Source organism: Bradyrhizobium sp. 482_C4_N1_8, from assembly GCF_052075965.1.
In the GTDB taxonomy this organism is placed as follows: Bacteria; Pseudomonadota; Alphaproteobacteria; order Rhizobiales; family Xanthobacteraceae; genus Bradyrhizobium; species Bradyrhizobium barranii.
Map to the genome: position 1 here is coordinate 5,075,280 of NZ_CP197231.1, position 26,147 is coordinate 5,101,426.

The 26,147-nt window shown below is 65.4% G+C and carries 25 protein-coding genes; 13 read left to right on the forward strand and 12 right to left on the reverse strand.

Translation table 11 applies throughout. The annotated features are described in order from the left end of the window. Window positions 1-47 precede the first annotated feature (47 nt). The 4 genes from AB7Z56_RS24535 (at window position 48) to AB7Z56_RS24550 (ending at window position 8,281) form a co-directional block, all read left to right on the forward strand. A complete protein-coding gene (locus AB7Z56_RS24535) occupies window positions 48-668 on the forward strand; it encodes a BA14K family protein (protein WP_063983561.1) in 621 nt (206 codons plus the stop codon). Window positions 669-914: 246 nt separating this feature from the next. Beyond that, window positions 915-1,328: a response regulator gene (locus tag AB7Z56_RS24540; RefSeq protein WP_028148724.1), complete on the forward strand. Its 414-nt coding sequence runs from the start codon at window positions 915-917 to the stop codon at window positions 1,326-1,328. Beyond that, window positions 1,325-3,583, forward strand: a complete 2,259-nt coding sequence (locus tag AB7Z56_RS24545; protein WP_354131245.1) for a CHASE3 domain-containing protein — start codon at window positions 1,325-1,327, stop codon at window positions 3,581-3,583. The genes AB7Z56_RS24540 and AB7Z56_RS24545 overlap by 4 nt, the downstream gene beginning before the upstream one ends. Before the next feature lie 336 nt (window positions 3,584-3,919). Beyond that, the gene (locus AB7Z56_RS24550; protein WP_354141730.1) at window positions 3,920-8,281 is read left to right on the forward strand and encodes an autotransporter domain-containing protein; all 4,362 of its coding nucleotides are present in this window, start codon (window positions 3,920-3,922) and stop codon (window positions 8,279-8,281) included. Window positions 8,282-8,296: 15 nt separating this feature from the next. Here the strand turns inward: AB7Z56_RS24550 and AB7Z56_RS24555 are convergent, their stop codons facing one another. Beyond that, complete coding sequence (locus tag AB7Z56_RS24555) at window positions 8,297-9,193, reverse strand: DMT family transporter (RefSeq protein ID WP_354131243.1); 897 nt, start codon at window positions 9,191-9,193, stop codon at window positions 8,297-8,299. A 745-nt stretch (window positions 9,194-9,938) separates the two neighbouring features. Between AB7Z56_RS24555 and AB7Z56_RS24560 the strand changes: the two genes are divergently transcribed. From AB7Z56_RS24560 to AB7Z56_RS24575, 4 genes are all read left to right on the forward strand, one after another. After that, the gene (locus AB7Z56_RS24560) at window positions 9,939-13,703 is read left to right on the forward strand and encodes a vitamin B12-dependent ribonucleotide reductase (protein ID WP_354131242.1); all 3,765 of its coding nucleotides are present in this window, start codon (window positions 9,939-9,941) and stop codon (window positions 13,701-13,703) included. A 761-nt stretch (window positions 13,704-14,464) separates the two neighbouring features. Then, window positions 14,465-14,653 (forward strand): hypothetical protein, encoded by a 189-nt coding sequence (locus tag AB7Z56_RS24565; protein ID WP_155257768.1) that lies wholly within the window; start codon window positions 14,465-14,467, stop codon window positions 14,651-14,653. Window positions 14,654-14,691: 38 nt separating this feature from the next. Beyond that, entirely contained in the window at window positions 14,692-14,865 is a 174-nt protein-coding gene (locus AB7Z56_RS24570) for a hypothetical protein (RefSeq protein ID WP_166096372.1), read from the forward strand. 143 nt (window positions 14,866-15,008) lie between these two features. After that, window positions 15,009-15,701 carry a phasin family protein gene (locus tag AB7Z56_RS24575; protein WP_231144942.1) on the forward strand — a complete coding sequence of 231 codons (693 nt, stop codon included), beginning with the start codon at window positions 15,009-15,011 and terminating at the stop codon, window positions 15,699-15,701. A 226-nt stretch (window positions 15,702-15,927) separates the two neighbouring features. Here the strand turns inward: AB7Z56_RS24575 and AB7Z56_RS24580 are convergent, their stop codons facing one another. Next, on the reverse strand, window positions 15,928-16,125 hold the full coding sequence (locus AB7Z56_RS24580; RefSeq protein ID WP_014495617.1) for a hypothetical protein: 198 nt from the start codon (window positions 16,123-16,125) through the stop codon (window positions 15,928-15,930). Between the two features lie 100 nt (window positions 16,126-16,225). Then, window positions 16,226-16,522, reverse strand: coding sequence for a hypothetical protein (locus tag AB7Z56_RS24585; RefSeq protein WP_063983569.1), 297 nt, complete (start codon window positions 16,520-16,522; stop codon window positions 16,226-16,228). A gap of 487 nt (window positions 16,523-17,009) precedes the next feature. Here AB7Z56_RS24585 and AB7Z56_RS24590 point away from each other — a divergent pair, with 487 nt between their 5' ends. Both AB7Z56_RS24590 and AB7Z56_RS24595 read left to right on the forward strand, forming a co-directional pair. After that, window positions 17,010-18,056 carry a hypothetical protein gene (locus AB7Z56_RS24590; protein ID WP_441256832.1) on the forward strand — a complete coding sequence of 349 codons (1,047 nt, stop codon included), beginning with the start codon at window positions 17,010-17,012 and terminating at the stop codon, window positions 18,054-18,056. Window positions 18,057-18,241: 185 nt separating this feature from the next. Next, window positions 18,242-18,466, forward strand: a complete 225-nt coding sequence (locus AB7Z56_RS24595) for a GCG_CRPN prefix-to-repeats domain-containing protein (protein ID WP_441256833.1) — start codon at window positions 18,242-18,244, stop codon at window positions 18,464-18,466. Between the two features lie 68 nt (window positions 18,467-18,534). Here AB7Z56_RS24595 and AB7Z56_RS24600 read toward each other — a convergent pair whose 3' ends face one another. Next, the gene (locus AB7Z56_RS24600; protein WP_063983570.1) at window positions 18,535-19,041 is read right to left on the reverse strand and encodes a hypothetical protein; all 507 of its coding nucleotides are present in this window, start codon (window positions 19,039-19,041) and stop codon (window positions 18,535-18,537) included. Window positions 19,042-19,387: 346 nt separating this feature from the next. Here AB7Z56_RS24600 and AB7Z56_RS24605 point away from each other — a divergent pair, with 346 nt between their 5' ends. After that, window positions 19,388-20,182 carry a transglycosylase SLT domain-containing protein gene (locus tag AB7Z56_RS24605; RefSeq protein ID WP_063983571.1) on the forward strand — a complete coding sequence of 265 codons (795 nt, stop codon included), beginning with the start codon at window positions 19,388-19,390 and terminating at the stop codon, window positions 20,180-20,182. 103 nt (window positions 20,183-20,285) lie between these two features. Here the strand turns inward: AB7Z56_RS24605 and AB7Z56_RS24610 are convergent, their stop codons facing one another. From AB7Z56_RS24610 to AB7Z56_RS24625, 4 genes are all read right to left on the reverse strand, one after another. Further along, complete coding sequence (locus AB7Z56_RS24610) at window positions 20,286-20,573, reverse strand: hypothetical protein (protein WP_063983572.1); 288 nt, start codon at window positions 20,571-20,573, stop codon at window positions 20,286-20,288. A gap of 183 nt (window positions 20,574-20,756) precedes the next feature. Continuing rightward, entirely contained in the window at window positions 20,757-21,038 is a 282-nt protein-coding gene (locus AB7Z56_RS24615; RefSeq protein ID WP_071914421.1) for a hypothetical protein, read from the reverse strand. A gap of 66 nt (window positions 21,039-21,104) precedes the next feature. Beyond that, on the reverse strand, window positions 21,105-21,788 hold the full coding sequence (locus AB7Z56_RS24620) for a hypothetical protein (protein WP_063983573.1): 684 nt from the start codon (window positions 21,786-21,788) through the stop codon (window positions 21,105-21,107). Between the two features lie 252 nt (window positions 21,789-22,040). Next, window positions 22,041-22,577: a helix-turn-helix domain-containing protein gene (locus AB7Z56_RS24625; RefSeq protein WP_063983574.1), complete on the reverse strand. Its 537-nt coding sequence runs from the start codon at window positions 22,575-22,577 to the stop codon at window positions 22,041-22,043. 287 nt (window positions 22,578-22,864) lie between these two features. Here AB7Z56_RS24625 and AB7Z56_RS24630 point away from each other — a divergent pair, with 287 nt between their 5' ends. After that, complete coding sequence (locus AB7Z56_RS24630; protein WP_063983575.1) at window positions 22,865-23,215, forward strand: zinc ribbon domain-containing protein YjdM; 351 nt, start codon at window positions 22,865-22,867, stop codon at window positions 23,213-23,215. 20 nt (window positions 23,216-23,235) lie between these two features. On the opposite strand, the gene AB7Z56_RS24635 is transcribed toward AB7Z56_RS24630, so the two are convergent. The 3 genes from AB7Z56_RS24635 to AB7Z56_RS24645 form a co-directional block, all read right to left on the reverse strand. Continuing rightward, window positions 23,236-23,637, reverse strand: a complete 402-nt coding sequence (locus AB7Z56_RS24635; RefSeq protein ID WP_063983576.1) for a VOC family protein — start codon at window positions 23,635-23,637, stop codon at window positions 23,236-23,238. A gap of 73 nt (window positions 23,638-23,710) precedes the next feature. Continuing rightward, the gene (locus AB7Z56_RS24640) at window positions 23,711-24,631 is read right to left on the reverse strand and encodes a DMT family transporter (protein ID WP_063983577.1); all 921 of its coding nucleotides are present in this window, start codon (window positions 24,629-24,631) and stop codon (window positions 23,711-23,713) included. Between the two features lie 98 nt (window positions 24,632-24,729). Then, the gene (locus AB7Z56_RS24645; RefSeq protein WP_231144940.1) at window positions 24,730-25,146 is read right to left on the reverse strand and encodes a nuclear transport factor 2 family protein; all 417 of its coding nucleotides are present in this window, start codon (window positions 25,144-25,146) and stop codon (window positions 24,730-24,732) included. Between the two features lie 140 nt (window positions 25,147-25,286). Here AB7Z56_RS24645 and AB7Z56_RS24650 point away from each other — a divergent pair, with 140 nt between their 5' ends. Then, window positions 25,287-25,850: a bifunctional transcriptional activator/DNA repair enzyme AdaA gene (locus tag AB7Z56_RS24650; protein WP_063986402.1), complete on the forward strand. Its 564-nt coding sequence runs from the start codon at window positions 25,287-25,289 to the stop codon at window positions 25,848-25,850. A gap of 25 nt (window positions 25,851-25,875) precedes the next feature. Here the strand turns inward: AB7Z56_RS24650 and AB7Z56_RS24655 are convergent, their stop codons facing one another. Next, window positions 25,876-26,022: a hypothetical protein gene (locus AB7Z56_RS24655; RefSeq protein ID WP_166096368.1), complete on the reverse strand. Its 147-nt coding sequence runs from the start codon at window positions 26,020-26,022 to the stop codon at window positions 25,876-25,878. Window positions 26,023-26,147 lie beyond the last annotated feature (125 nt).

Genomic DNA, 26,147 nt, shown 5'->3' on the forward strand with positions numbered 1-26,147 from the left:
CCGCGGGCCCTTCAAGAGGTTTGCTTCAGGGAATAAGGAGTTTGAACATGAAAAGTCTGAGAATTTTGAGCGCCGCGGCAGCGGTGGCGTTGGTCCTTCCGTTGGCGACGCCGAGCTTCGCCCAGGGCCGTGGCGGCCACGGCGGTGGCGGCGGTGGTCATTTTGGCGGTGGTGGCGGCGCCCATTTCGGCGGTGGCGGCGCCCGCATGGGCGGCGGCAGCTTTGGCGGCGCGCGGTTCGGTGGCGGCGGCGGCAATTTCGCAGCCGGAGCCATGCGCCCGAGCGCCGGCCTAGCCATGCGTCCGACCGCAGGAGCCACGTTTAGTGGTGGCGGCGGCCGTCCCCTCGCAGTCGCGGGTAACAACTGGCGCGGCGGCGGTGGCAACTGGCACGGTGGCGGCTGGCGTCGTCATGGTGGCGGTTTCTGGCCGGGCGTCGCAGCCGGTGCTGCGATCGGCGGGCTCGGCTCCTACGCCTACTACGGTGGCGGGTACTACAACGATCCCTACTACTATGGCGACGACAGCTATTATGACGAACCGTCGGTCGCGGTGGTGCCGGATAGCGGTGGTGACTCGTCGGCTTATTGCGCGCAGCGATACAGATCCTACGATCCGGCCTCGGGCACGTATCTCGGCTATGACGGCCAGCGTCATCCCTGCCCGTAAGCAGGTCGACAACGCTTGACGGAAGAGGCGTCGCATCGGTGCGGCGCCTCTTTCGTTTGTCGCGCGCTCATCGCCTGTTTCGCGCGCAGCCCGCGCATCGCGCGGGAGTAACTATGCACGCGAACGCGAGGGACCTTTATTCACCGCACCGTGCATATCTACAATGATCCAATCCCAAATTGACCCGTCCCGCGATTCGCCTATATCACCGATGAATGTTGGGACTTCGATCTACTGGGAAATGTCATGCCGCGTATCCTCGTGGTAGATGACGATCCGATGGTCGGCGCGACCATCGAGGTTCTGCTCCAGCGTCAGGGCTTCGATGTCACGATGGCTGACGGCGGCGAAACGGGACTGGCTGCGCTCGAAGCGCAGACGTTTGACGTGATGCTGGTCGACATCTTCATGCCGCACATGCGCGGCTTCGAATCCATCCGCATCTTTCACGAGCGCGCCCCGGCGATCCCTCTGATCGCGATGTCCGGCTACGCCTTCGCCTCGTCTGCCTCGCCCTCCCCCGATTTCCTTCGCATGGCATTGGAACTCGGCGCGACACGCTGCCTGCGTAAGCCGTTCACGCCGGACGCACTCCTGACCACGATCCGGGAATGCCTTGGCGAGGCCGCGCAGCCGAAGGACAAGAAAGAAGCCCCTTGATCCCAACGCAGCGCGTCATTCTCGGTGCTGGACTTGCAATCCTCCTGATCATCACCGCCGCCTCGATCGGACTCGACGTCAAGTCGCGGTACGATGCCGCCTGGGTCAATCACACTATCGAGACGCAGAAGAAGATCTCCGATCTGCGCGTGCTGATGCGCCACGCCGAGAGCGCCGCGCGCGGCTACGAGATCTATCGCAACCCGAGCTTCAGCGACGAGTTTCAGGCGGTGCACGCCCAGCTCGCGCCGGCGCTCGCCGACCTCAAGCGCAGCCTGCGTGACAATCCCGATCAGGTCGCGCTCATCGAGGGCACCGAGCCGCTGGCGCTGCGCCGGGTCGAGATCGCCGCAGAGGTGATGCGCCTGCGCGCCGAGAACGACCAGGCCGGCGTTGCCGCGCTCCAGGGCAAGGGCGAGGGCCGCGGCCTGATGGACACGGTGATGGGCAATCTCGATCAGCTGAGCGCGGAGGAAGAGCGATTGCTCGCCGCCCGCGCCCTAAGTTCCCGCCGCACCGGCATCGTCTTGCTCGGCATCGATGTGATCGGCGCGCTGGTGATCCTGCTGCTGGTCGCGATGCTGATGCGCGAGAGCCAGCGCACCACGGTCGCGCTGAAGAGCACCCTGCTGGAGACCACGGCGGCGAAGGAGCAACTCGAGGCGGCCGTCGCCGAGCGCACCGAGCATCTCGTCAACGCGCATGACGAGCTGCGGCTGTCGGTGAACGTGCTCCAGAGCACGTTCCACAGCATGGCCGAGGCTGTGCTGGTGATCGACGCCGAGGGCACCGTCCTTCTGTCCAATCCGGCCGCGGAGCGCATCTTGCTGCATCGCGCCGGCATGAGCCTGCGCAATCTGCGCGCCCTGTCCGACGTGTTTCACGGCGACGGCGTCACGCCGCTCAGGGCCGACGAGCTGCCCTCGACGCGCGTGCTGCGCGGCGAGCAGTTCGAGAATCTGGAGATGATCGTCCGCCCGCATAACGGCAACGATCCCCGCCATCTGATGATCAGCGGCCGGCCGATGCGCGACGGACAAGGCAACGTCTCCGGCGCCGTGCTGGTCTATCACGACGCGACCACGTCGCGCGAAACCGAGCGACAGCTGCACCAGTCGCAGAAGCTGGATGCGATCGGCAAGCTGACGGGCGGCGTCGCGCACGACTTCAACAACATGCTCACGGTGATATCAGGCAATACCGAGACGCTGGTGGCGAGCCTGAAGCAGCAGCCCGAGCTCCAGCGCGTGGCGCGGCTGATCGACGATGCCGCCGAGCGCTGCGCCGAGCTGATCCAGCATCTGCTCGCCTTTGCGCGAAGGCAGCCGCTCCAGCCGCGCAATGTCGAGATCAACGGCGCGATCGCCGATATCGCCAAGCTGCTGCGCCCCACCCTCGGCGAGCAGATCCAGATCGAGACCGTGCTGGAACAGGGACCGATGACCGCGCACATCGATCCGTCCCGCCTCACCAACGCCGTGCTCAACATGGCGATCAACGCCCGCGACGCCATGCCGAACGGCGGCAAGCTGCTGCTCGAGACCCACCACGTCGTGCTCGACGAGGCCTATGCGCAGGCCCACGCCGAGGTGCAGCCCGGCCCCTACGTGATGCTCGCGGTCAGCGACACCGGCACCGGCATGTCAGCGGACATCCAGCAGAAGGCCTTCGAGCCGTTCTTCACCACCAAGGAGGTCGGCAAGGGCTCGGGCCTCGGCCTCTCCATGGTCTACGGCTTCGTCAAGCAGTCCGGCGGCCACATCAAGATCTACAGCGAGGAAGGCCACGGCACCACGATCAAGCTCTATCTGCCGCCCGGCGACGGCATGACGGACGCGGCGGCCCCCGTGGCGCCGCAGGCCGAAGGCGGCGCCGAGACCATTTTCGTGGTCGAGGACGACACGCTGGTGCGCAACTTCGTCACCGCGCAGCTGCAGAGCCTCGGCTACGACACGGTCGCCGCGCCCGACAGTCGGGCCGCGCTGGACATGATCGAGGCCGGCCAGGACTTCGACCTCCTGTTCACCGACGTCGTCATCCCCGGCGGCATGAGCGGCCGCGAGCTCGCCGAAGAGGTGGCCAAGCGCCGGCCGGGCGTGAGGGTGCTCTACACCTCCGGCTACACCGACAACGCCATCGTCCATCACGGCAAGCTCGACGACGGCGTGCTGCTGCTGACCAAGCCCTACCGCCGAAACCAGCTCGCCGAGATGATCCGGAAAGCGCTGAACGGCGGCGGGATGACGGCGGGCTAGAGCACTTTCTCACGGCTTCGAAAGCGCGCGGATTGTGTGTGCGCTCGGCTGAGAACTGCACTGAATTACGAATGCTCACTGACGTCATCCGCGGTCTCGCGGCGGGTGTCGATGTTGTTTCCGGGTGACAGGCGACCGAAATCAAGCGGTATTTCTGGCAGGCAAGACCATTCTCGTTGAGCCGTTTCGGCGAGCGAATATGTTGCGGTCTGTTTCTGAGGATTTCACCTCGGAATGGCCTGCGGGTCGGTGCCAAGGCTGCCGGTAATACAATTGATAATTGAATCGAGAATTGGTTCTTGTCCGACCCGGCGCCGTTTCAGGCTCCCTACATTGTTGGCGAGCACGGCTGTCGCACTGGCGCTGACGATCGTGTCGGTGCGCGCCGACGGCGGCGCTGGCGGAGCCGGTGGCAATGGCACGGGCGGCGGCGGTGGCGCGGCCGGTACCAGCGCCTCTCCTAACGGTGGGAATGGCGGTGACAACGCGACCGGACAAGGCGCGGGCGGCGGCGGCGGCGCTGCCGCAGGCGGCACCGGAGGCTCCGGGGGCACGGCGACCTCGGGCGGCGACGGCGGACTTGGCGGTGACGGCGGCAGCGTTGCCGGTGGCAACGGCGGCAATGGCGGCAACGGCAACTCAGCCCTGACTGCGGGTAGTGGCGGTGGCGGCGGCGGTGGCGGCGAAGGTGCGCTCGGTGCCGGCTCCGGTGGAGCGGGTGGCGCTGGCGGTCACGGCGGCGCCAGCGCGAGCGGCGCCGATGGTTCTGCTGTCATTGGTGGCCTTGATGCCAGCGCGGGAACGGGCAGCGGCGGCGTCGGTGGCGGCGGTGGTGCGGGTGGCGCCGGCGTGCAGGTCAGCGTCGGAGGCAGCACCCTTTCGATAGCGGCGACCGGCGGCGCGGGTGGGGTTGGTGGCAGTGGCGGCGCCGGCGGGAGCGGCGGCAATGGAGCCAGTGCTCTCTCCCTGGGCGTCGCTGGTGTGACCGGCGGGACCGGTGGCAACGTCCTCGGCAGCGGGGGCGCTGCCGGCGGCGGCGGCAATGGCGGCACCGCCGTGCAGGTCACCAGCGCAGGCACCACGACGGTCCAGCAAACGGTCGCCGGCGGCGATGGCGGCAGCGGCGGGCGCGGCGGTACAGCGGGTCACGGCGGGAGCGGTGGTGCGGGCGCTTCCGGCGCCAATGTTCTCGGCGCGCTCGATGGCGGGACCGGTGGAAACGGCGGCAATAGCGGGGTTGGTGCCGGCGGCAATGGTGCGATCGGCGGCAGCGGTGGCGACGGCATCCAGGTCACGGGTGGCGGCACCGTGACGATTTTGCAAAGCGTCACGGCAGGTACCGGCGGCAGCGGTGGCGCTGGCGGTGCAGGCAGCGCCGGCGGCATGGCCGGCAACGGCGGCAACGCGGGATCCAGCATCGGGCTCGGCGTAGCCGGCGGGCGCGGTGGCAATGGTGGCACCGGCGGCAGCGCCAGCGCCCACGCAGGCGATGGCGCCAATGGTGCCGACGGTGGCGTTGGTCTGCAGGTGACGAGCGGTGGCACGCTCTCAATTTCCCAAACGATCATGGGAGGCGCCGGTGGCAATGGCGGCGCTGGCGGCAACGGCGCCAATGGCGGCGCAAGCGGGATCGGCGGCGCCGGCGGCACAGGCGACAATGGCGCCAACGGGTCCTCCGGCTCCGGCTTTCTCAATGGCAACAACGGTCTGGTTGGTGGCGCTGGCGGCAACGGCGGGAATGGTGGCGCCGGCGGAAATGGCGGCATTGGCGGTAGCGGATCCAGCGGCGGCGATGGTGTCCAGCTCACGAACGGCGGGACCGTTACAGTTTCGGGCAACATCGCTGGTGGCGCCGGCGGGATTGGCGGCTCCGGCGGCAATGCCGGCAACGGCGCCGCCGGGGGCAACGGCAGTGACGCCGGCACAGCGGGCACCGGCGGTGCTGGCGCGAGTGCCCTTCTCCCGGCCGTCGCTGGCGGCAGCGGCGGCAGCGGCGCCGCTGGCGGAATGGGTGGCAACGGCGGGAGCGGAGGAAGCGCCGGCGATGCTGGCGTAGGTGGTCATGGCGGCGCCGGCGGCGCCGGCGCGACCATTTCAAACGGTGGCACGCTGACCAATCAAGGCATCATCACCGGCGGCGATGGCGGCCGCGGCGGCACCGCAGGCAGTGGCGGCAACGGCGGCGCCGGTGGCAATGCGGGCAACGGCGGTGTCGGCGGCGTTGGCGGCGCTGGCGGCAACGGCACCGCTGGCGTCAACGTGGTCGGCTCGACCGATGGCGGCAATGGCGGCAACGGCGGGACCGGCGGATTTGGCGGTGCCGGCGGCAATGCCGGCAACGGTGGCAGCGCCTCGAGCCGCGGCGGCGATGGCGGCTATGGTGGCACCGGCGGCGTTGGCGCCGCCTTCTCCAACGGCGGCACGCTGATCAATCGCGGCACGATCACCGGCGGCAATGGCGGCATCGCCGGGGCCGCGGGCATGGGTGGCCTCGGCGGCACCGCGGGCAGCGCCGGCAGCGGTGGTGTCGGCGGCTCCGGCGGCGTCGGCGGTGCCGAGGCCTTGGCCGCCAGTGGCGGCACGAACGGCACCACGGGAACGAACGGCTTCTCCGGCGTGAGCGGCAGCGCCGGCGCGAGCGGTAGCTCCGGCAGCAGCACCGTCACCGCCGGGGTCTCCGGCGCGGTCGGCGCAGGCGGCGCCGGCGTCATCGGCACCAATCTCAGCATCATCAACAGCGGATCGATTTCCGGCGGTCTCGCCGGCGACGGCGTCACGCGTGCCAACGCCATCACCTTCACCAGCGGCACCAACACGCTGCAGCTTCAGGCCGGCTACAGCTTCAGCGGCAACGTCGTCGATCAGACGGGCAACGGCACCTTGCAGTTCGGCGGCAGCACCAACCCCACTGCTTCTTTCGACGTTTCGCTGATCGGCGCCGCTGCGCAGTATCGGGGCTTCGCGAACTTCGAGAAGACGGGCGCTTCGACCTGGACGCTGAGCGGCACCAATACCGCTGCATTGCCCTGGTCGATCGCCGCCGGCACGCTGCTGGTGAACGGCTCGCTGGCCAATTCGACCATGACCGTGAACGCCGGCGGCACGCTTGGCGGCACGGGCACTGTCGGCGCAACGACGATCAATGCCGGTGGCACGTTCATGCCTGGAGCCGTCAACACGCCGGGGACGTCGACGACGGTCGCCGGCAATCTGGCCTTCCAATCGGGCGCGCTCTACGTCGTTGCGGTCGATCCATCGACGTCGAGCTTCGCCAATGTCACGGGCGCGGCGACGTTGACGGGCGCGACCGTGGTCGCGAATTTCCTGCCCGGCAGCTATGTCTCGAAGACATACACGATCCTGACCGCGGCCGGCGGACGTGGCGGCACGACGTTCGCGGGCATCACCAATGTCGGACTGCCGACGGGCGCGAGCGATACGCTGAGCTATGACGCCAACAACGCCTATCTGAACCTGACGGCCGCCTTCACCAATTACACCGGCCTCAACGTCAACCAGCAGAACGTCGCCAACGCGCTGACCTACGCCTTCAACAATAACGGCAGCCTTCCGATGGGCTTCTTCGGACTCGATCCCACCGGCTTGACCCAGGTCTCCGGCGAGAGCGCCACTGGCTCCCAGCAGACGACGTTCAACGCGATGAACCAGTTCATCGGCGTGATGACGGATCCATTCATCTCCGGTCGCAGAGGTCCCGTCAGCGCCGGCGGCCCGCCGAACGCGTATGCCGAGGACAGCTCGGCTTACGCGGCACGCGGTCGAACTGTTGGCGAGCGCGACGCGTATGCGGCGATGTCCACCAAGGCGCTGCCAGCCCCGACCTTCGAACAACGCTGGAGCGTGTGGGCCGCCGGCTTCGGCGGGTCGCAGACCACGGCCGGCAACGCCATCATCGGCTCGAACAACAGCGCGAGCAGCATCTACGGCATCGCGGTCGGTGCGGACTATCGGGTCTCGCCGGACACGCTCGCGGGATTTGCGCTGGCGGGCGGCCGCACCGGCTTCAACGTCAACGGCCTCGGCTATGGCAGCTCCGACCTGTTCCAGGCCGGCGGCTTCGTTCGCCATAACATCGGTGCGGCCTACATCATTGCTGCGCTGGCCTATGGCTGGCAGGACATCACGACCAACCGCATCGTCACGGTCGCCGGCATCGACCACCTGCGCGCCGAGTTCAATGCGAACGCGTATTCGGGTCGCGTGGAGAGTGGCTACCGCTTCGTCATGCCGAAGCTGGGCGGTCTCGGCATCACCCCTTACGCCGCAGGGCAATTCACCACATTCGACCTGCCGGCCTATGCCGAAAGTGTCGTCGCCGGCTCCCTGTTGTTTGCACAGACCTATGCCGCCAAGAACGTGACCGACACGCGCAGCGAGCTCGGCATTCGCACCGACAAATCATTCGCCATGCAGAACGGCATCATCACGCTGCGCGGCCGCCTTGCATGGGCGCATGATTTTAATCCGGATCGTTCGATTGCTCCGACCTTCCAGTCGCTGCCGGGCGCAAGCTTCGTCGTCAACGGTGCGGCGCTGGCGCCCGACTCCGCGCTGACCACAGCCTCGGCCGAATGGCAGTGGACCAACGGCTGGTCTGCCGCCGCGACGTTCGAGGGCGAGTTCTCGAATGTCACGCAAAGCTATGCCGGCAAGGGCGCGATCCGCTACGCATGGTGATGCCTGGTTCTCGAGCTAGCGCGTCGCCAGCACCACGGCCGCCAGCGTGAAGGTCAGCGCGGCGATCTGGCCCGGTCCCAACGGCTCGCCCAGCGCCAGCGCGGAGGCGACTACGCCAATCACCGGCACTGCCATGGTGCCGATCGCGGCGACCGAGGCCGGCAGCCGCGCCAGTGCCGCGAACCAGCTGACATAGGCAATGCAGAACTGCACCACGGTGGAATAGACCAGCAACCACCAGCCGACCGGCGTCACCAGCGAAAGATGCGTGGTCTCGACCAAGAGGCCGATGATCGAGATCGGCAGGCAGCCGATCCCGATCTGCCAGGCCGCGGCCGTGATCGGCGGCAGATGGATCGGGTACTTCTTCGAGAACACCGTGCCGACGGCGAAGCCGATCGCGCCGCCCAGCGCCATGATGATGCCCGGCAGCTTCTCCACGCTTGCGGCAAAGCCGTTGCCGCCCATGATCGAGGCCAGGCCGACGAAGGCCATCACCAGCCCCAGCGTGCGCAGCACGGTCGGCCGCTCGCCCAGCACTGGCCAGGCGATCAGCGAGGCCCAGACCGGCATGGTGTAGGCGATCAGCGCCGCCTCGCTGGCCGGCAGCCAGAGCAGCGCCAGGCCCATCAGCACCATCCAGCCGGTGACGTTGAGGACGGCGGCGGTCAGTAAGCGCGGCCAGATCCCCGGCCCCACCTTGAGGCTCTGGCGGCGGATCAGCGCGAGGGCGGCGAGCAGCACCGCGCCCAGCACGCCGGTCACCCCGCGCAGCGTCAGCGGCGGCAGCTCAGACAGCAGGAATTTCGTCACCGGCCAGTTGAAGCCCCAGCCGATCGAGGTAATGGCGAGGAACATCAGGCCGGCCGGGGCGATGCGCGGTCGCGCATCCCGGCGAGTCGAATCAAGCATGTGGGGTACCCGGCAAAATCGCGGTCAGCTTGGCGCGGATTCGCACGCGCCACCACCACCCCGGCGGGCATGCCTGCCCTCACCTTCCGTAGCCCTACGTGAGTCCCGCTGAGGCAACCCCGGTCCCGAAAAATATACCTGCCCTGTGAACAGTGGGGTGAAGGGTCCGTATCGTCACGGGATGCAAATTTTTTTGGTTGGGAATCCCTGAGGACTCACTGATACTTGGCTCAACAACAGGCGCGGGCTTGCCCCCTGTTATCCCCCGCAATCCACCATATTTAGTATTTGATTCAGGAACTCGCACTAGTTCTTGACGGGCGCAACGGAGAGTCCTAGCTTTCGGTCCGTTCGGCGCGAGTGAGTTTGCGTCCCGCCGGCACTCCCCCAAAGGGTCTCGCAAATCGTCACTCCGCCAAGCCAGCCAAAGGCCGCGGATGAGGGCTTGTCTGCCCTCGAAATGCAGACCTTCGGGCGCCAGAACGGGCCGGCAACAGGCTCGGATGGCATTGGTTGAAGTGGCGTGTGGGGCGTTGAACGCATGTCGCGCACATCCCCTTGGGGGCGGATGGGTGTGGACATGCCGGCGGATGAGAACCATCGCGCCGGGAGAAACTGGGCCGGATCCACCGGCTGAACTGCGAAGCCTTTGGGCCGATGAGGCCCTTGGAGGAATCGCGAACCGAAATAGCGACCCGGGCGCCTTGCGGAGGCAGTCCGGCAGATAAAAGGACGGGGCAAGACCATGCGGATTGAGCGGCGCCACACCACTTCGGGACAGTCACCTTACGCCGGGATCGATTTCCGGCTGACCACGTCGGAGATCCGGAATCCCGACGGCTCGGTCGTGTTCAAGCTTGAGAACGTCGAGGTGCCGACCGAGTGGTCGCAGGTCGCCTCCGACGTGCTCGCCCAGAAGTACTTTCGCAAAGCCGGCGTCGCCGCGCGCCTGAAGAAGGTCGAGGAGGAGTGCGTCCCCTCCTTCCTGTGGCGCTCCGTGCCCGACACCGAGGCGCTCGCCGCTCTCCCCGAGAAAGAGCGCTTCGTCAGCGAGCTCTCGGCCAAGCAGGTGTTCGATCGTCTGGCCGGCTGCTGGACCTATTGGGGCTGGAAGGGCAACTACTTCTCCTCCGACGAGGACGCCCAGACCTTCTATGACGAGATCCGCTACATGCTCGCCATGCAGATGGTCGCGCCGAACTCGCCGCAATGGTTCAACACCGGTCTGCACTGGGCCTATGGCATCGACGGCCCCGGCCAGGGCCACTATTACGTCGACCCCTTCACCGGCAAGCTGACCAAGTCCAAGTCCGCCTACGAGCACCCGCAGCCGCACGCCTGCTTCATCCAGGGCGTCGGTGACGACCTCGTCAACGAGGGCGGCATCATGGACCTCTGGGTCCGCGAAGCGCGCCTGTTCAAATACGGTTCCGGCACCGGCTCCAACTTCTCCCGCCTGCGCGGCGAAGGCGAGAAGCTCTCCGGCGGCGGCCGCTCGAGCGGCCTCATGAGCTTCCTCAAGATCGGCGACCGGGCAGCCGGCGCGATCAAGTCGGGCGGCACCACGCGCCGCGCGGCCAAGATGGTCGTCGTCGACGTCGATCACCCCGACATCGAGACCTATATCGACTGGAAGGTGAAGGAGGAGCAGAAGGTCGCGGCTCTCGTCACCGGATCCAAGATCAACCAGAAGCACCTCAAGGCGGTGCTGAAGGCCTGCGTGAACTGCGAAGGCTCGGGCGACGATTGCTTCGATCCCGAGAAGAACCCGGCGCTCCGCCGCGAGATCAAGCTCGCGCGCCGCAGCCTTGTGCCTGACAATTACATCAAGCGCGTGATGCAGTTCGCCAAGCAGGGCTACAAGGACATCCAGTTCGACGTCTATGACACCGACTGGGATTCGGAAGCCTACCTCACCGTTTCGGGCCAGAACTCCAACAACTCGGTCTCGCTGAAGGACGACTTCCTCCGCGCCGTGGAAACGGATGGCGACTGGAACCTCGTGGGACGCACGACGAAGAAGATCACCAAGACGCTGAAGGCGCGCGACCTCTGGGAAAAGATCGGCTACGCCGCCTGGGCGTCGGCCGACCCGGGCCTGCACTTCAACACCACCATGAACGACTGGCACACCTGCAAGGCGTCCGGCGACATCCGCGCGTCCAATCCGTGCTCGGAATATATGTTCCTGGACGACACGGCGTGCAACCTCGCCTCCGCCAACCTGCTGACCTTCTACAACACCGAGACCAAGCAGTTCGACGTCGCCGGCTACGAGCACCTCTGCCAGCTCTGGACCATCGTGCTCGAAATCTCCGTGATGATGGCGCAGTTCCCGTCGCGCGCGATCGCCGAGCTCTCCTACGAGTTCCGCACGCTCGGCCTCGGCTATGCCAACATCGGCGGCCTGCTGATGACCATGGGCCTGTCCTATGACAGCAAGGAAGGCCGCGCGCTCTGCGGCGCCCTCACCGCTGTGATGACCGGCATCACCTACAAGACCTCGGCGGAGATGGCGGCCGAGCTCGGCACCTTCCCGGGCTACAAGAAGAACGCCGCGCACATGCTGCGCGTGATCCGCAACCACCGCCGCGCCGCCCACGGCCAGTCCAACGGCTACGAGGCGCTCTCGGTGAACCCGGTGCCGATGGACCTCGTCTCCTGCCCGCAGGCTGACCTCGTCAGCCACGCGCAGGCCGCCTGGGATGCGGCGCTCGAGCTCGGCGAGAAGCACGGCTATCGCAACGCCCAGACCACGGTGATCGCACCGACCGGCACGATCGGCCTCGTGATGGATTGCGACACCACCGGCATCGAGCCCGACTTCGCGCTGGTCAAATTCAAGAAGCTCGCCGGCGGCGGCTACTTCAAGATCATCAACCGCGCGGTCCCCGCGGCGCTGCGCGCGCTCGGCTATCGCGAGAGCGAGATCGCGGAGATCGAAGCCTACGCCGTCGGCCACGGCTCGCTCTCCAACGCGCCGGCCATCAACGCCTCGACGCTGAAGGCCAAGGGCTTCACCGATGAAGCCATCGCCAAGGTCGAAAAGGCCCTGCCGACCGCCTTCGACATCAAGTTCGCCTTCAACAAGTGGACCTTTGGCGAGGATTTCATCCGCGACCAGCTCGGCATCGGTGCCGAGGCGATCGCAGCCCCCGGCTTCGACCTGCTTCAGGCCGTGGGCTTCACCAAGCGCGAGATCGAGGCGGCCAACGTCCACATCTGCGGCGCGATGACGGTGGAAGGTGCCCCGCACCTGAAGGCCGAGCACTATTCGGTGTTCGACTGCGCCAATCCCTGCGGCAAGATCGGCAAGCGCTATCTGTCGGTCGAGAGCCACATCCGCATGATGGCGGCGGCCCAGCCCTTCATCTCGGGTGCGATCTCCAAGACCATCAACATGCCGAACGACGCCACGGTGGAGGACTGCAAGTCCGCCTACATGCTGTCGTGGAAGCTCGCGCTGAAGGCCAACGCGCTCTATCGCGATGGCTCGAAGCTCTCCCAGCCGCTCAACTCGCAGCTCATCGCCGACGATGAGGACGAGGAGGATGCGGCCGAGTCACTCTACGAAAAGCCGATGGCGGCGCGTGCCACCCAGGTCTCGGAAAAGATCGTCGAGAAGCTGGTCGAGCGCATCATCGTGATGCGCGAGCGCGAGAAGATGCCGGATCGCCGCAAGGGCTACACCCAGAAGGCGGTCGTCGGCGGCCACAAGGTCTACCTGCGGACCGGCGAATATGACGACGGCCGTCTCGGCGAGATCTTCATCGACATGCACAAGGAAGGCGCAGCGCTCCGCTCCTTCATCAACAACTTCGCCATCGCGGTGTCGCTGGGCCTCCAGTACGGCGTGCCGCTCGACGAATATGTCGACGCCTTCACCTTCACCCGCTTCGAGCCGGCGGGCCCCGTGCAGGGCAACGACAGCATCAAGTACGCGACCTCGATCCTCGACTACGTCTTCCGCGAGCTCGCGGTGAGCTACATGTCGCGCTTCGATCTCGCCCATGTCGATCCGACCGAGTCGAACTTCGACGCGCTCGGCAAGGGCGTCGAGGAAGGCAAGGAGCCGGACGAGACCCAGCACGCGACCAAGCTGGTCTCGCGCGGCCTCACCCGCTCCCGCACCGACAACCTCGTCGTGATGCGCGGCGGCTCCACCGCGGTCGCCCAGGGTAACGACAGTGCCCCGACCGGTGGCAGCAAGGTCACGGCGCTGGCCTCGCACGGCGCAAGCGCGCGGGTCGGCGATGCCCTGGAAGGCGCGGTCGCGCTGAAGCAGGAAGTGGCCCACGACCTGTCGCCGACGGAGAAGCTCGAGCAGCTCCAGTGGAGCAAGTCCGGCACCGCGCAGACCCTGGTTCCCAGCAAGGCCGAGCGCCGCGCGGAAGCCAAGGCCAAGGGCTACGAAGGCGAGATGTGCTCGGAGTGCGGCAACTTCACGCTGGTGCGAAATGGCACGTGCATGAAGTGCGATACTTGCGGCAGCACGACCGGGTGTTCGTGAGCACCACGTTATAGTCGCAGCCTTGGCGAGACCCGCTGATCGACTCAGCGGGTCTTTTGCTATTGGTCCCCAGCGAATATTCAGCTGCAAACGCACCCGCAGCGGGCGAGCTAACCATGAAGTTCCGACTTCTATATGAGGGTCCGATCGCACCAAAAAGCGGGCGACCGAACGCCCCTTCCGGGGGCGTTCGAACTCGCACCTAGCTTTGGTAATCGGGATTTCCGTCGATACGACCGCTGAGAGCAATTGAGCGAAAATGGCCTTTCGCGATGAAGCGCCAGTTTCTGCGGCTGGCGGCGGATATCGGCAATTCGTAGCTCGGATCAGGGTAGCGATATCTGGGAAGGGTGTAGGAATGGGTGGAGCGTTCGCTCCACCCATCCTACGAGACCTCACGGCTCATCATTCGCCGGCGCGTTGCGGCGTGCTTGCCTTGCGGCTTGTCTTGCGTCTTTTCTGGCAACCCAGTGCGCGCGAAATCGCTTCGCGGCATGAAACGCCCGCGGCGCCACGACCTGAAACGCTATGGAGGCAACGCCGGCGACAAATCCCTTCACCACGTCAAAAGCGAAATCGGGTCCAAAATACTCCCACATGACCCTGCATCCTTCTTCGCGAAGGCACCGCCGGGCAGTCGTGGGCTGACATGAAAAATGGAAAGGCCCCGTCCGTCACCGGCGGGGCCTCAAGAAAAATCCCTGCACGCGCCGTTGCGCGCACGCGAAAATCTCTCGGTTCACCCGCTCATGGTGGACACGATGAAAGAGCTGCAAAGCATGGCCGTGCGATTGAAAACGCCCATAGCGATCATCCCGAAATTGCCAAATGCCGACCCGCCGGTGCGCATCGCCGAGCAAGCGCACGAGGGTATAGTGTCGGTGCTAAAGAAGCAGACCCGAGGGCTGCCGTCTGTGTGCCATTTCACAATTGGCGGAAGACTTTTATAAGGCGTGATGAGCAAGCGTGGCCCGCAGGAAGGACCGCCATGAACGGCAATCGCTACTACGGGGTTCGGGTCGAGGGCGCCAAATACGGCGTGGGTTTTGGCTCCGCACTCGCCATCGCAATCTCCTACACCAACAATCATTCGATCCTGTGGGCGATCATCCACGGCATCTTGGGCTGGCTCTACGTGGTCTATGTCGCCCTGTTCGGGTGACGACGAACGCGCGAGGACCAGGACGCCCGTCATTGCGAGCCACCGGGTCCGCGCGGAGCGCGGCCCGATGACGGGCGCTGCGAAGCAGTCCAGGCCGTCACCCGCGAATTGCGCCTTGCCGATGCCCGGCAAAATCTCACCACATGGCCGCCACGCAAGCGACAACCCACAATCGCGATTTCAGCGCAAACACGACGGAGGCTTGCGGCTTCAGCGATATTCAGGAGTCATTTGCAATGTTGAGTGCGGGCGAAAATAAGACAACGGGAAAATCCGGCCGGCGCGGCGCGAAGAAGAAGGCCGGGCAACGGACCAGGGCCGGCGAGCAACACGCAGCTGCAGCCCATCAACTGCCGGATGCCTCGGCGGAGATCAGCCAAGAGACTAAGCAAGAGAACAAGCAAGAGAACAGGCAAGAGGCCGAGCAAGAGATAAGGCAAGAGACGAGCCGAGAGATCAGTGCTCAGGTACCCTCGGCTGCAGCCTTGCCGGGCGAGGCTTCCGGGATGGAGATCGCTGCAAGCGCGCCCGTCGCACCGGTGGAACCCTCCCAGGCCAGCCCGCAGGCGATTGCCGATGCCTATAGCGACTACACGAGGACGTCGCTTGAGCACGCCTGGAACTTCCTGGGAAAGCTCGCGGCGGCGCGCTCACCCGTCGAGGCCTTTCAGCTTCAGATGGAGTACGCGAAACAGGTGTGCGGATCGTTGATCGCCGAATCCCAGAAGATCGCCGAGTTGCATGGACAATTGACCAGACAAAGGGTCATGCATTTTGAGGGGTTCGTGGCCAAGCTCACCCAGACGACGCTCGAAATCCGCGCGACACGTCACTAACGACAACTGCGTACTCCGACGCAGGGGGGAGCGAGCGTAGCCCGGATGGAGCGACTTGTCCGCCGTAGCTCGAAGAGCGAAGGCGGAAGCGAAATCCGGGCTACCTGCCGCGGTCTCGGCATCGGCTAACGCATGATCCGGAAAAGTGCGAAGCGGTTTTCCGAAAAGATCATGCTCAAACAACAACCTAAAGCGCGATGACGATTCATCCCAATCTCATCGCGCTTTAGCCGGTTGTCTTGGCCCGCTGCACTTCGTGCGGGTGGCGACGATCGCCACGCCGATTTGACTTGCGAACGTAGGTGACGAGTGCCTCGGGGTTCTCGAGCTTGATCTTCAGCGCCGCGACCAATGCGTCCTCGGCTTCGATCGTGAGCACCTTGGCACGCACCCCGAGCTTCAACCCGACAGTATATGACGTCATGGCAGACTCCACGGGTCCAAGCTTCCACCGTACCTCAATCGGCGTCCCTTCGGAACAGCCCTACTCGACACATCCCCTTTCGCCGCCGAACAAAACCGGATCACGACCGCTCTACCAGGATCGGTGAACCGAGCTCTTCGAAATGAAAGAGCTGAAAGACCCGCTGGCCGTTGAAGTCGAGCACTCTCAAATCATCGGTCTCGTGCAGATTGCTTTCGACCGCGTGAAAGTGCCCGCCGTAGCGCTCTCTGGCGAGCGACAAGGGAACCTCGAACGCGACGAACTTGCCGATACCTTTTTGCCTGAGCACCCCAAGGAGCTTCTGGTCGTCCAGGGACTGGTGCGAGGTGAGAATGAGCAGCGGACCGCTCGCCGTGAGCAGCAGAAGCGATTTCATTGGATCCTCCTTTGCGCCCCTCCCTACCTGATCTTCGCCAGGACTCCTTCAGGCGCTCCAGCTCCGTACGAACCTGCGCCTCCATGGCGTCTTGCAATGCGAGTATGCCCTGCTGGACAATTCTGCGGAGGCCTTTCTGTCCAGATTCTGCTTCCAATCCCGGATGGCTTGCTTGGTGGCCTTTTGGGCCTCCGACGTCGTCTTAACGTACTCCTTCATGTGGGCGTCGGCCATTGAGCATGTCTGGCACTCCCGGGCCGCGGCCGGACCTGAAAGAAGCAGGGCGAGTGTCGCGGTAGAGACCCTCATGGCGCTTCCTCCCGCGATAGCACAGCACGTCGCAGGGATGCCCCGGGGAGCAGCGCCCGGCTGCTTCAGCAACCGTAGCCCGCCATAATTTCTCCTTCGCGCGCGCGTTGTGTTGGACAACGGTGAGGCCTATCCTTCCGACGATCGGACTGCCGCACTCCCATTGACGCCCGACTGGATGGAGCGCGCATCGGTGCCTGAAGCGAACGACCCCAAGCCTGATACCGACAAGCCTGATACCGACAAGCCTGAGGCCGCCAAGCCGGACGAGGTGCGCGCCGATGGCGGGCTGGCACGGGCCTATGACCAGATCAAGAGCGCAGAGCAAGACCTTGCGCGGCTGGACCGGCTGGTTTCCGGAATGGAACGCGGCAACGAAGCCCCGCGGGCCTCGCAGGCCAGCGCCGGTGCGAAGGCAGCCGAGGGTCCCAAGGACAAGGTGCCGGCACCGGTTAGCAAGGTGGGCAATCAAGGCCTGAAGGGAGATCGGACCATGCTGCGTGCCTTGGTTGGCCTCGTGTTGGCGATCGGCCTTCTCGGCGCCGCCTTCGCTTCGCAATATCGCGATGAGGCCAAGTCGATGACCAGGTCCATCATGGCGCGATGGGCTCCGCCGGCCGCGAGCGAACCCGCGCGAGCGTCCGTGGTCGAAAGTCCGGCGCAACCGCCGGCCGTGCAACTGGCTGCTGCGGATGGGCCCAGTCCGGTGCCCGCGCCGCCGCTCGGCAAGGAAACGGAAAGCGCTCCAAGAACTGACGCTCCAAGAGCTGAGGCTCCAAAACCTGACGCTGCAAGACCTGACGCGCCAAGAACCGGCGCCACGGCGCCTGATCCGTCATCGTCCGATCTCGCGCAATCGCTCAAGACCATCACCAGCGAGCTTGCGAGCATCAACGGAAAGCTCGAGCAACTGAAAAGCCGCAACGAGCAGACGCTGCGCGAGCAGGCCGACACCATTCAACAGCTCAAGGCGGCGCAGGAGAAGGATGCCGCGGACAATGCGCGCCTCGCCGCACAGGTCCAGGCGCTGCAAACGCAACTGACGACGTCAGCCGCGCCTGCACCCGCGAAACCGGTCGTGCGGAGCGCGACGAGCAACGAGACGGCTGCGCCTGCACGGCCGCACGTGCAAGCGACCGCCCCCCGGCGGCCCAGGCCACCGCCGCCGCGAGGACGCTGGATGCCCCCGCCCTATATGGCCGACCCCTACGATCCGGATTGGTAAGCCGTCAGCGTTCTCGGCCAAGAGGCTTGGTGCCAAGAGCCTTGGTGCCAAGAACCTTGGTGCTATGCTGCGCGGCGATCGGCCGGCAGGCCCTCGGCCAGATCTGTGCGACGTCACGACGGGCCTCGGCATGAAGGAGCAAGCCCATGACCAGGCACCTTTCACGCGTCCTGTTGACCCCAATGATGCTTCTGTTTGCAGTCTGCGCGGCCAGCGCCGCAGACGGCTGCGGCACCGGTTGCCACGCCACCGTTTCCGGCGCGTGCGTGGTCGATGGCTGGGCAACGGGTGCGCGGGTCTGGAATCAATGTCCGGCCACGTCGCGTGCGCGTCCGCCTTGCGGCGGTTCGGATTACGTCTGGGACTCTCGCAAACGGGCTTGTTTCCCGTCGACGCTCGATTGGCTTTGAAGCCCAGCCCGCAGGATGGGGGCGCGCGAGCGCTCACCCCATCCTGCGAACTACGCTCTACGCCCGCCTCACCGTACCTCGCACACCGACACCGTGGCTGCGATCCCGGTCGGCTCGAGCTCTTCCGTCGCAAGCTCCTCGCTGCAGTACTCGCCGACCGAGACGTCCTTCATCCTGCGCTTGACCTGCTCGCACGTCTTGCGGACGTCTTCCGTGAAGAGCGCGCATTCCTCGATGCGCTTGAAGATCTTCCGCCCCTCGTCGCGATACCCCGCTGCCGTCTCGCGCATGAAGGCGATCGCATCATGGACCTGGGCTGTCAGCGCCTCGCATTTTCGCGCGGCATCGATCAGCTCGGCGCCCATGGCCTCGATCTCTTTCGCAGCGGACTCATAGTCACGAATGACCGCCTCTGCACTGAGCGCGCCCACGCGCGTGACCCCCTCGGTGTGCTCGACGTAATCGGGCAGCGCAATTGAAGCAATCGAGCTTCCCGTGCGCACCGATGCAATGTCCGCCTCGAGCTGGACCAAGTTTACGCCTTCACGTCTGCGCAATTGTTCGACACTTGCCATGATTGACCCTCCCAATACGCTCCCCGTACCCCAAACGGCGCTGAGTGTATTACGTGGATAAGCGACCTTCTAATCAGATATGTCGTTGACAGTCGCAGCTTTGCCATTTTTGTGCAGTTTCCGCCGCGGCACGCAGCGATGATGGATGTCATCAACGCTCAACCTCTCATAGTTGCGGTTCGAATTGCGGTGACGGTGCACCCAACTCTCAGAGGACAGGGACGAATCGTTGCAGTGATACCCCCACACGATCCATAGGATGGGTGGAGCGAGTCGATCCCCATCGACCCCGTCAGGTGATGGATTTCGCAAAGCCTCAACTCATCCACGCGCTCCCACCAGACCCATGCCACGAAAAAGCAAACGCCTCCTCCCCCGCCTTCGCAGCGTCCGGCGAGGCGCCCGGTGGATGCGAAAGAGGTTCGCGCGCGCACCGCGGATGGTTCGGATCGCAGGCAGCGTGGCGATCCTGCTTGCGGTCGCTGCGCTTCTGAACATCGTCTATCACGTCATCCGCAAGCCGACCGAGCTGTTCGTCCTTGTCGGCAACGCGCTCGACAAGGAGCCGGCCGAGAACTGGCGGCAATACGGGCCGCTGTTCCGAAGCTTTTCCACCGCGACGATCACGCCCGAATTGCTGGCCGCGCTGGCGCAGGTCGAGAGCTCGGGCAATCCCGTGGCGCGCACCTACTGGCGCTGGCGATTGAGCCTCAATCCGCTCGCGATCTACCGGCCCGCCTCCAGCGCCGTCGGCCTCTACCAGATGACCGATCCCGCCTACGCCGACGCCGCACGGTTCTGTGTCCGCGGCAACGCGGTCACGGAGACCGGTTGCGGGTTCACGGGCCTCTATAGCCGCGCGATCCCGAGCCACGCCATCGAGCTGGCATCGGTGTATCTGGACCGCAACGTGGCTGACGTTCTCGCTCGCGCGGGCGATGTGAAGGCAAGCCGCGAGCAGAAGCAGGATCTGGCCGCCTTCATCCATCTCTGCGGCGCCGGTCCCGCCACAGCCTACGCGCGCCGCAAGTTTCAGATGATCGCCGACGAACGCTGCGGCGATCACTCGGTTGCAAGCTATATCGCCAGGGTCAACGCGATGAAGCGGCAGTTCCTGCGGCTATCGGCGGATGACCCGTAGGGTGGGTTTGCCTGCGGCTGCGCAAAGCGCACCAGCCTAGACATTCATGGTCGCGAGGGCGCGCGTCCCTATATGCGGGTGCTTTCCGCCGCGCGCTTGCGCCCTACCTGATCTTCGCCAGGCACTCCTTCAGCCGCTCCAGCTCGGAACGAACCTGCGCCTCCATCGCGTCCTGCAATGCGAGTATGCCCCTGCTGGACAATTCGGCGGAGGCCTTTCGGTCCAGATTCTGCTTCCAGTCCCGGATTGCTTGCTTCGTGGCCCTTTGGGCCTCCAACGTTGCCTTAGAGTACTCCTTCATGCAGGCGTCGGCCATTGAGCATGTCTGGCACTCCTGGGCGGCGGCCGGGCTTGAAAGAAGCAGGGCGAGTATCGCGGTAGGGACTCTCATGCTGATTCCTCCCGCCCAGGAGCATAGCACGTCTCGGGGATGCCTCGAGGAGCAGCGCGCAGGATGGGTGGAGCGCTTGCGAAACCCATCATTCCATGACGGCCATTGATGGGTTTCGCTTCCGCCTTCGCTCTTCGAGCTACGGCGGACAAGTCGCTCTACCCATCATACGCATCTATTCCTCTACCACCAGTACGGCCACCGCCATCCCTCGTAGCGGACCCATGACGACACATAGGGCGGACCGTTCGGATCGACCCGGTCGTCTTCAGGGCGATAACGATATCGTGGAACAATGTAGTAATCCCACGGCGTCGGCCTGAGCACGGGCGCCGTGACGATAAGCCTCTGCTGTGGTTCGCGAACCACTTGGGCCTTCCGCGTCCGGGCCTCAGCGCCCGATATCCCGAGGTTGCACAGCACCAGGGCCGTTCCGAGCGCACACGCGGCGGTGATGATCTTCATGCGTTGGTCTCCTTCCCTGGAAGAGTGCAAAAGGACGCAAGGCAAGGCAAGCTAAATTCGCTCGCGCTACGTGCGCGCGCGGCGCAGAGCCTCCTCCAGCTTTTTCCTTTGCTTGTCCCACCGGCCCTGCTCGGCCTCGGCGCGTTCGTCGAGCACAGCCCGCTCGGCTTCGATCGCCTCCGCCTTCGCGGCGTGCTCCCGCCTCGCATTGTCCAGCGCCGCCTGGGCCGTGGCCACCGCCTTGTCGCGGCGCGCGCGCTCCTTGGCGCGCTCCTTGGCGAGGGCGACCTCTTCCTTGCGTCGCTCGGCGTCCCGCCGCCGCTCTTCCTTCTCGAACGCCGCGGCGGCTTTGCGCGCGTCCTGATCGTCAATCTTGCGTGACTGTTTTGTTACGCCCTCGGCCGGAGGCTGCTTCGACTCGGATTTGGACTCGGGCTTGGACTTGGAGTTGGAGTTGGGTTTGGGTTTTCGCTTGGCCTCATCGTCGGCGAGATCGGTCGGCAGCGCGGCGTTCTCGGTGAACGGGCCGCCGGAGCCGACCGGACGCCGGAGCACGACGCCCGGGCTTGCCATGGTCGCCGCGACGATGTCGGGGTCGTCGGTCTCCCTCGCGGCGCCCTGATGGAAGAGGTTGGAGCTCGCGCCCCAGGCCTCCAGCGCCGCCTTCATCGAGGGTGCGGCGACCGCCTGGTCGTAGAAGCCGAGCGAGGTCTGGTAGGTCTTCAGTTTTCTCTTCAGGTCTTTCGGCATGTCTCCCCGCGGCCCGGCGAAGCACCTCTCCCTCGCACCGGCGCCACCATGCCATAGTGCCCCTGTTTTGCCCGACGAGTCAAATTTTATTCGGGATCACCGAAATCGATCCGAGGCAAGCAACGATCGGGATTGCCGACGGTGCAGCACAATATTCGGTCCCGCAGACCCCTGAAATCACGCGAGTTTTCTACGGTGCATGGGGTTGTTTTCGACATTTTTGTTGGCCGGACAGTTCCGCGAGGTGTGCCCCTACGCCGCGTCGACGTCCTCAGGCGGCGGACCTGCGACGAGCCCGTCGAGGCCGACCATCAGCAAATCGGCAATGTGCATCAGCTGGTAGAGCGGAATGTCGGCCTCGCCGTTCTCGGCCAGCGCCAGGAAGGCGGGCGTCACGCCGATGCGCTCGGCGAGCTGGACTTCGGTGTAGCCGCGGGTCTCGCGCGCCGCTCTGACGCGCGCACCGATCCCGAGCCGATGCCGGGACTGCTCGTCCGCGGTCATCATGACGGCCTGTTCGTCCGGGCTCGCATAACCCTCGGCGAACGCGGTGCCGATCAGTCTGCCTTTGCGCCAGGCGACGCGGCAGTCCTTGCGCAGTCCGCTGCTGAAGACCAGCGTGAACTGCTCGGCGACCCATAGCGACGAGTTGAGCTGCAGGCGGGCGCCGGTGCCGGAGACATCGCGGATCGTGCAGGGCACGCTGATGAGGCTGCCGGTGCCGTTGTCGAACTCGACAATCCCGGTTCGCAACGTCTGATGTCTGGCAGCGGCACGATGCTCGCTCATGACCTGGACTCCCAAAGCTTGCGGCAGCGTCGAACGGCGTAGCCGACGCATCCGTATGATCAGGACATGGATACCGCGGAATTTTTCCCGAACTCCTAAGGCTCCGGCACTTCAACCGGGACCGGACGCCATGGTAAAGGATTTGCTCCCAATCCATCTTTTCCGGCGGAATGCGTGCGGCGCGCCCGTGAGAGCGTTTTCGAGCGAAGTGGATACCGGTTTTCGTAAAGAAAACGCGCCAAAACAAAAACCTGGAGCAAAGGCTCTAGGGGGTGACGAGGCAAGCAATGACCGAACCGATGAAATGCCCGAACTGCCAGTCCGAGCACGCCTATCAGGACCGCGATCTCTGGGTCTGTCCGGAATGCGCCCATGAATGGCGCGCTGGGGGCGATGCGGCCACTCCGGTCGCGCAGGAGGCCGGCGTGTGCGATGCGCATGGTAATGCGCTCGCCGATGGCGACAGCGTCATCGTGATGAAGGACCTCAAGGTCAAGGGGTCGTCGTCGGTCGTCAAGGGCGGCACCAAGGTCAGGAACATTCGCCTCCAGGACGCCACCGACGGCCACAACATCGCCTGCAAGATCGACGGCATCGGCGCGATGAATTTGAAATCGGAGTTCGTGAAGAAGGCTTAAGCCGCCCGCGTCCGCTCGCGCTATTCCTCCAGCAGCGCGTCATACCCTTTCGCGCTGAATGCCAGCAGACAAAACCCGTGCCCGAACGGATCGGCCAGCATGGCGATCCGGCCATAAGGCACATCGCACGCGGGCGCCTCGAGGGTCGCACCGGCGGCAAGTGCGCGCGCGACGGCGGCATCGACATCGTCGACGACGACGTCGATATGCAGCGGCGTCCAGTGCCGCTCGTAGCGCCGGCGGTCGCTGCCCGCGCCCGGTGTGCCGGCCTGCTTGGTCAGAAGATACACCGGCGCCGGCCAGCCCAGCAGCTCGACGAAGTCGGTGCCGAAGTGGCGGCCGACCGTCAGGCCGAAGGCGGCGGTGTAGAAGGTGGTCGCTTGCGCTGCGTCGGGAACGTCGATGTTGAGCAGGATGGTCATGACGGACAGCGTAGCCCGGATGGAGCGGACGCATAATCCGGAATGTTGCCGCACCTCCGGTCGCGCTATGCGATCACCGCTGCCGCTGCGCCAGATAGAACCCGCACAGCACCGTGACCAGGCCCGCCACCTGCAACATCGTCGGCGGCTCGCCGAGCAGCAGCCAGCCGACCAGGAGCGTCAGCGCCGGCACGCAGGCCGGGATCACGGCGGCGCGGGCGACGCCGAGGCGTTGGACCGAGACAGCGAACAGATAAAGCGCGGCGGGGCCGGCGAGCACGCCCTGCGCCAGCGCCTGAATGGCATTCTCGGTCACGCCGATCGCCGCGACATGGGCGAGACCGACGGTGGCGAGATAGATCGGCAACAGCAGCAGCGACAGCACGTTGATGACGAGCGCGGCCGACACGGCGGAGACGCGCCAGTGCCGCAGCAGCGCGCCAAAACCGGCGAACATGAATCCGGTGAGCACGAAGATCAGATCGCCGAGCACGCCGTCGGACCCAATATGGCCGATCGATTCGGCGCCGATCACGCAGAGGCCGCCGACGATGACCAGGGCGCCGGCAAGGCGCGAGGCGGAGATGTGCTCCTTCAGCACGACTGCCGCGAGCAGGAGGCCGCCGAGCGTCGCGCAGGAGGGCTGGATCACGCTGCCGTGGCCGAGCGGCACGAACAGGAATCCGGTGTAGGAGATCAGCGACATCACGGGACCGCCGAGCACCATCAGCACAAGGCCCCTGCCCCAGCCGATGCCACAGAGATCACCGATGCCGGCGCGCGCGACCAGCGGCAGGAACGCGATGCCCGACCAGACATAGCGATGCACGAGCAGATCGACCGGGGTGAAACCGACCTTGAGGCCGTGCCGCGTGCCGGCAAAGCCCAGCGCCCAGAACAGCGCAGCCGACAGGCCGCAGACGACGCCGAGTAACGCCGGCGCCGCATCGTTCTTCTGAATGAGAGCGTCAGCGCCGCTCGTTCGCTGATCCATGAGGAAGCCTTATGTCAGCGCGTGAGCCGCCTCAACCCACGCCGTTGCAGGTCTGGCACACGGCGAGATTCCGTAGCTCGGATGGAGCGTATCAACCGTCATGCCTCCTCGCCGAACACCATCCGCCATCCCTTGCGCGTGTCCATGTATTCCCGCACCTCGCGAATGCGGTCCCCGGCCACCGTGAACACGAAGCAATAGTCGTTCTCGTAGGGCTTGCCGCCCGCAAGCGTGGCACGCATCCGCTCTTCCACGATCACGACATCGCCGTCGGCGTAGACGCTGCGGAAGGCGATATCGATCTCGGAAAACATCCTGTGCATCTCCTGCGCGATGAAGCGCGCGATCGCTTGCGCGCCCACCATGTGATCGGTGTGATCGAGCGCGACGGCGGTGGCGTTGCCCTTCGGCGCGATCCATTCGGCATCGTCGGTGAACAGTGCGGCGATGCGGCCGGCATCGCGCGACGAAAAGGTCTTCCAGGCGTTGAGGACGATGTCTTTCGGGCTGGTCACGGCGCGCTCCAGAACTGGCATTGAGGGGGCTTGCATCGAGGGCTGGCTTCTAGGCCGCCATGCGCGTTGCGGCTCGCCACAATCGGACTCGGTCATCCCGCGGCCCTTCCGCCCGCGCAGGCATGCGCTATCATCCGGTCATGCTGAGTTTTGACGACTGCAACGCCGCGCGCCTGCGCAGGGATTCCCGCTATGACGGCCGCTTCTTCACCGCGGTGAAGACCACGGGCATCTATTGCCGCCCGGTCTGTCCGGCCAAGCAGCCGCTGACGCGCAACGTCGTCTATTACCCGACGGCGGCCGCGGCCGAAGCCTCTGGCTTCCGGCCCTGCCTGCGCTGCCGTCCCGAAACCGCACCGTTCTGCCCGGCCTGGAACGGCACGCGTTCGACGGTCGCGCGCGCGGTGAAGCTGATCAACGAGGGCGCGCTCGATGAAGATTCGGTGGTGACGCTCGCGATGCGGCTCGGCATCTCCTCGCGTCACCTGGCGCGCTTGTTCGAGCGCCATGTCGGCGCGACGCCGCAGCAGCTTGCCAAGACGCTGCGCGTCCAGCGCGCAAAACGCCTGCTCGATGCCGGCGAACGCACCATGACCGACATCGCGTTCCAGGCCGGCTTCGGTAGCCTGCGGAGATTCAACGCCGCGTTCGCCGAGCTCTATGGAAGATCGCCGTCCAGCCTGCGCTCATCGAAGCATGCGTAGCCCGAATCGAACTGCGCAAGTTCGCTCAGAAAAACCCGGGGCTGAGATCGAGTCCATAGGTCAGGCTCAGCACGAACACGAACAGCGCGGCGGCTGCGAACAATGCAATATGTCTGAGAATAAACGCGCGCGGCGAGGTGGTGGCAATAACGGCTTTTTGCGCAACGGGCATGACGGCTCCATTATGAAAACGGTTTTTGGCCGCCACTAAGCGGCGCCCGCATCAGGCGCCGCGATCTGCAAAGCAACTATTAAAGAGATCACACGCGTCTTGAACGGCCGTACACAACCGGCGCG

Coding starts and splice junctions, on each gene's coding strand:
- AB7Z56_RS24560 (WP_354131242.1), top strand. CDS start 9,939: ATGCGGATTGAGCGGCGCCACACCACTTCGGGACAGTCACCTTACGCC.
- AB7Z56_RS24625 (WP_063983574.1), bottom strand. CDS start 22,577: ATGAGCGAGCATCGTGCCGCTGCCAGACATCAGACGTTGCGAACCGGG.
- AB7Z56_RS24585 (WP_063983569.1), bottom strand. CDS start 16,522: ATGAAATCGCTTCTGCTGCTCACGGCGAGCGGTCCGCTGCTCATTCTC.
- AB7Z56_RS24655 (WP_166096368.1), bottom strand. CDS start 26,022: ATGCCCGTTGCGCAAAAAGCCGTTATTGCCACCACCTCGCCGCGCGCG.
- AB7Z56_RS24610 (WP_063983572.1), bottom strand. CDS start 20,573: ATGAGAGTCCCTACCGCGATACTCGCCCTGCTTCTTTCAAGCCCGGCC.
- AB7Z56_RS24540 (WP_028148724.1), top strand. CDS start 915: ATGCCGCGTATCCTCGTGGTAGATGACGATCCGATGGTCGGCGCGACC.
- AB7Z56_RS24555 (WP_354131243.1), bottom strand. CDS start 9,193: ATGCTTGATTCGACTCGCCGGGATGCGCGACCGCGCATCGCCCCGGCC.
- AB7Z56_RS24535 (WP_063983561.1), top strand. CDS start 48: ATGAAAAGTCTGAGAATTTTGAGCGCCGCGGCAGCGGTGGCGTTGGTC.
- AB7Z56_RS24620 (WP_063983573.1), bottom strand. CDS start 21,788: ATGCCGAAAGACCTGAAGAGAAAACTGAAGACCTACCAGACCTCGCTC.
- AB7Z56_RS24640 (WP_063983577.1), bottom strand. CDS start 24,631: ATGGATCAGCGAACGAGCGGCGCTGACGCTCTCATTCAGAAGAACGAT.
- AB7Z56_RS24630 (WP_063983575.1), top strand. CDS start 22,865: ATGACCGAACCGATGAAATGCCCGAACTGCCAGTCCGAGCACGCCTAT.
- AB7Z56_RS24615 (WP_071914421.1), bottom strand. CDS start 21,038: ATGAAGATCATCACCGCCGCGTGTGCGCTCGGAACGGCCCTGGTGCTG.
- AB7Z56_RS24590 (WP_441256832.1), top strand. CDS start 17,010: ATGGAGCGCGCATCGGTGCCTGAAGCGAACGACCCCAAGCCTGATACC.
- AB7Z56_RS24570 (WP_166096372.1), top strand. CDS start 14,692: ATGAACGGCAATCGCTACTACGGGGTTCGGGTCGAGGGCGCCAAATAC.
- AB7Z56_RS24595 (WP_441256833.1), top strand. CDS start 18,242: ATGCTTCTGTTTGCAGTCTGCGCGGCCAGCGCCGCAGACGGCTGCGGC.
- AB7Z56_RS24565 (WP_155257768.1), top strand. CDS start 14,465: ATGAAAGAGCTGCAAAGCATGGCCGTGCGATTGAAAACGCCCATAGCG.
- AB7Z56_RS24650 (WP_063986402.1), top strand. CDS start 25,287: ATGCTGAGTTTTGACGACTGCAACGCCGCGCGCCTGCGCAGGGATTCC.
- AB7Z56_RS24635 (WP_063983576.1), bottom strand. CDS start 23,637: ATGACCATCCTGCTCAACATCGACGTTCCCGACGCAGCGCAAGCGACC.
- AB7Z56_RS24600 (WP_063983570.1), bottom strand. CDS start 19,041: ATGGCAAGTGTCGAACAATTGCGCAGACGTGAAGGCGTAAACTTGGTC.
- AB7Z56_RS24605 (WP_063983571.1), top strand. CDS start 19,388: ATGCCACGAAAAAGCAAACGCCTCCTCCCCCGCCTTCGCAGCGTCCGG.
- AB7Z56_RS24580 (WP_014495617.1), bottom strand. CDS start 16,125: ATGACGTCATATACTGTCGGGTTGAAGCTCGGGGTGCGTGCCAAGGTG.
- AB7Z56_RS24575 (WP_231144942.1), top strand. CDS start 15,009: ATGGCCGCCACGCAAGCGACAACCCACAATCGCGATTTCAGCGCAAAC.